The organism is Aquabacterium sp. UBA2148, assembly GCF_002328915.1.
Lineage (GTDB): Bacteria > Pseudomonadota > Gammaproteobacteria > Burkholderiales > Burkholderiaceae_C > Aquabacterium > Aquabacterium parvum.
Genome location: NZ_DCXA01000311.1, coordinates 65,594 through 68,735, shown reverse-complemented (window position 1 = coordinate 68,735; position 3,142 = coordinate 65,594). Strand labels below are relative to the sequence as shown.

Annotated in this window: 4 protein-coding genes; 2 read left to right on the top strand and 2 right to left on the bottom strand. The window is 69.1% G+C overall.

Annotated features, from left to right (window positions below; genetic code table 11):
- On the bottom strand, positions 1–489 hold a 489-nt coding region (locus tag B2W70_RS17525; protein ID WP_286747762.1), incomplete at its 3' end, for a response regulator.
- Between the two features lie 96 nt (positions 490–585).
- Between B2W70_RS17525 and B2W70_RS17520 the strand changes: the two genes are divergently transcribed.
- On the top strand, positions 586–1,794 hold the full coding sequence (locus B2W70_RS17520; RefSeq protein WP_286747760.1) for an NAD(P)H-dependent flavin oxidoreductase: 1,209 nt from the start codon (positions 586–588) through the stop codon (positions 1,792–1,794).
- Positions 1,795–1,837: 43 nt separating this feature from the next.
- On the opposite strand, the gene B2W70_RS17515 is transcribed toward B2W70_RS17520, so the two are convergent.
- Positions 1,838–2,401 (bottom strand): hemerythrin domain-containing protein, encoded by a 564-nt coding sequence (locus B2W70_RS17515; protein ID WP_286747758.1) that lies wholly within the window; start codon positions 2,399–2,401, stop codon positions 1,838–1,840.
- A gap of 112 nt (positions 2,402–2,513) precedes the next feature.
- On the opposite strand from B2W70_RS17515, the gene B2W70_RS17510 reads away from it, so the two are divergent.
- Positions 2,514–3,142: GTP 3',8-cyclase MoaA (locus B2W70_RS17510; protein ID WP_286747756.1), on the top strand; the 629-nt coding region annotated here is incomplete at its 3' end.

Sequence of the window (3,142 nt, the reverse complement as noted above, 5' to 3'; positions counted from 1 at the left end):
CGCGGCTTCCACAACGGGTGCGGTGGATGCGCCGGTGGCCGGTGAGGCCTCTGAGGCCGAAGCCAGGGCCTGCCGGTAGGCCGCCACCAGCTTGCCCGTCATCTCGGGCGACACCACCGACTCACCGCGGTGCACGCGCTCGATGGCATCCACCAGTTCATTGCCCTCGGCCGTCTTGAGCAGGTAGCCGCTGGCGCCAGCCGACAGCGCACGCGCCAGGTCGTTGGCGTCTTCACTGACGGTGAGCATCAGCACCTTCGGTGCGGGTTGCGCGGCCAGCAACTGGGGCAAGGCGTCGATGCCGTGCACGCCGGGCAGGTGGTTGTCCAGCAGCACCACGTCGGGTTGGTGCTGGGCCACGTGGCGAAGGGCCTCGCCGGCGTCGGCGGCTTCGGCCACCACTGTCACGCGTTCGTCACGGGCCAGCAGGGCGGTCAGGCCGCGGCGAAAGAGGGTGTGGTCATCGACCACGAGCAGGCGAATGGGCATGCGGAGTCTGCTTGTCGTTTGATGCAGGGCAAATCCCTGCCGAGGACCGCGCGCTTACGCTGCGCGCAACCCGATGAATGACTGGAATTCTGCGACATGAACGCCATCCCTGACGAATTCGCCGATCTGCTCGCGCGCAGCCCTTTGAAGCCCTTGAAGCTGGGTGGGCGCACCTTGCTGCCCATTTTCCAGGGCGGCATGGGGGTGGGCGTGTCGGGCCACCGGTTGGCCGGCACCGTGGCGAAATGGGGCGGCGTGGGCACCCTGTCGTCGGTGGACCTGCGGCGCCAGCACCCCGACCTGATGGCGCGCACCACCGGCTTGCCGCAGGACGACCGCGCCAAGCTGGCCATCAACGCCGCCAACCTCGAAGCCATCGACCGCGACATCCGTGCGGCCCGCGAACTGAGCGGTGGCAACGGCCTGCTGGCGCTCAACATCATGCGCGCGGTGACGGAGTACGCGGCTTCCGTCAGGCAGGCGCTGGCCTCGGGCATCGACGCCATCGTGGTGGGCGCAGGCCTGCCACTGGACCTGCCCGACCTGGCCAAGGATCACCCCGACACCTTGCTCATCCCCATCCTGTCGGACGCGCGTGGCGTGCAGCTCATCGTGCGCAAGTGGGAGCGCAAGCAGCGCCTGCCCGACGCCATCGTCATCGAGCACCCGCGCCTGGCCGGTGGCCACCTGGGCGCGGCCAAGGTGGGTGACCTGAACGACACGCGCTTCGATTTCGAGCGGGTCATCCCCGAGTGCCTGGCCTTCTTCCGCTCGGCGGGCATCGAAAAGGACATCCCCATCATCGCGGCCGGTGGCATCCGCAGCCTGGCCGACATCCGCCGCGTGCAGGCGCTGGGCGCCGCCGGTGTGCAACTGGGCACGCCGTTCGCCGTGACCGAGGAGGGCGATGCCCACCCCGAGTTCAAGCGCGTGCTGGCCGAGGCCCGCGACGAAGACCTGGCCGAGTTCGTCAGCGTGGCGGGCCTGCCGGCTCGCGCCGTGCGCACCCCCTGGCTCAACGCGTACCTCAAGATCGAGCACAAGCTGCAGGCGGTGGCCCACGTCAAGTCGCGCTGCACCAAGGCTTTCGATTGCCTGGCCCAGTGCGGTCTGCGCGATGGCCTGGCCACCTGGGGCCAGTTCTGCATCGACAACCAACTGGCCGCGGCCTTGCGGGGTGATGTGAAAAAGGGCCTGTTCTTCCGGGGGGCCGGGACCTTGCCTTTTGGCGATCAGATCCGCAGCGTGCGCGAGTTGCTGGAGCGCCTGATGACCGAAGAGGCCGAGGCAGCCAAGCCAGCCTAGCCGGCTGTGGCGCTGGCGGGTGCTTGAGATGCTGATCTGCTGATCAACCCGTTGTTGGAGGCTGGCGCCTGGCCACCATCGCGTCGGCCAGAGCGCGCAGGGTGGCGGGGCTCAGCTCGGCGGCATGCGGGTAGACCTCGGTCTCCTCCGCGTGCGCGTGTTCTCGGTAACGCGTGGCGAAACCGTCCACATCGGGCTCTGCTCCGGCAGGCGCCTGGCCAGTGGCGATGGTCTCCAGCCAGGGGCGCACCTTGGCCCAGCGTTGGCCCAGTGCGTCGTGTTCGGCCTGCAGCGCGTCGATGCGCGCGGTCAGTGGTGCCTGCTCAAGCAGGCGCAGGGCCACGAACAGGTTGTCTTCCTCGTCGGCGTGGTGCAGGGGCGCGGCCAGCGTGAAGTAGCGCAGCACCGCCTGGGCGGCCTCTCTCGCCTGCTCATCGATCCCTTTGGCGCGCACGTGCGCCTGCAGCCGCTGCGCCAGCGTGGTGAAGCGCACCACCTTCTCGTGGCAGGCGCGCAGCAGGGCCATCGGGTCGTCGATGTGCGGCGACACCGGCTCGGGGCTGCGAGGTGAGGGATGCGGTGGTTGCGACAGCGGCACACGGGACATGCCGCCATTGTCTCGCGCAGGGCCATGCGATGCCACCTTGCCCGCCCAGCGCGCAAGGAGTAGTCCCACCGAAGGATGTTCGCCGCTCGCTTGCTTGCCTAGACTGCAAGCCATGGAAACCCCGCTGCCGACCACCCGACTGGTCGACCCGCATGGGCGGGTCATCGACTACCTGCGCGTCTCGGTCACCGACCGCTGCGACCTGCGCTGCACCTACTGCCTGCCCGAGGCTTTCAAGGGCTTCGAAGAGCCCGCCAACTGGCTCAGCCACGACGAGATGGCCCGCCTGGTGGGCCTGTTCGTGGGCCTGGGCGTGGCCAAGGTGCGCCTGACCGGCGGCGAGCCGTTGACGCGCCGCGCCTTGCCCGAACTGGCCTTGCGCCTGAGCGCCTTGCCCGGCCTGCAAGACCTGTCCTTGTCCACCAACGGCACCCGGCTTGACCGCTTGGCGCCGGCCTTGCGCGTCGCGGGCGTGCAGCGCCTGAACATCAGCCTGGATAGCCTGGACGCCGATTGTGTCTCGCGCATCACCGGGCGCGATTGCCTGGCCGACGTGCTCGGTGGCATCGCCGCGGCGCGTGAAGCGGGGTTCGATCCCATCAAGCTCAACATGGTGGTGCAGACCGGGGTCAACGATCACGAGATCGAGCCCATGATCGATTTCGCATGTCGGCACGGCCTGGTGCTGCGCCTGATCGAGCCCATGCCGGTGGGCGACACCGGCCGGGCCGCGCCGACGTG

What these genes read in the sequence shown, in the direction of transcription:
- B2W70_RS17520 (WP_286747760.1), top strand. Translation starts at nt 586, where the DNA reads ATGAACGCCATCCCTGACGAATTCGCCGATCTGCTCGCGCGCAGCCCT.
- B2W70_RS17515 (WP_286747758.1), bottom strand. Translation starts at nt 2,401, where the DNA reads ATGTCCCGTGTGCCGCTGTCGCAACCACCGCATCCCTCACCTCGCAGC.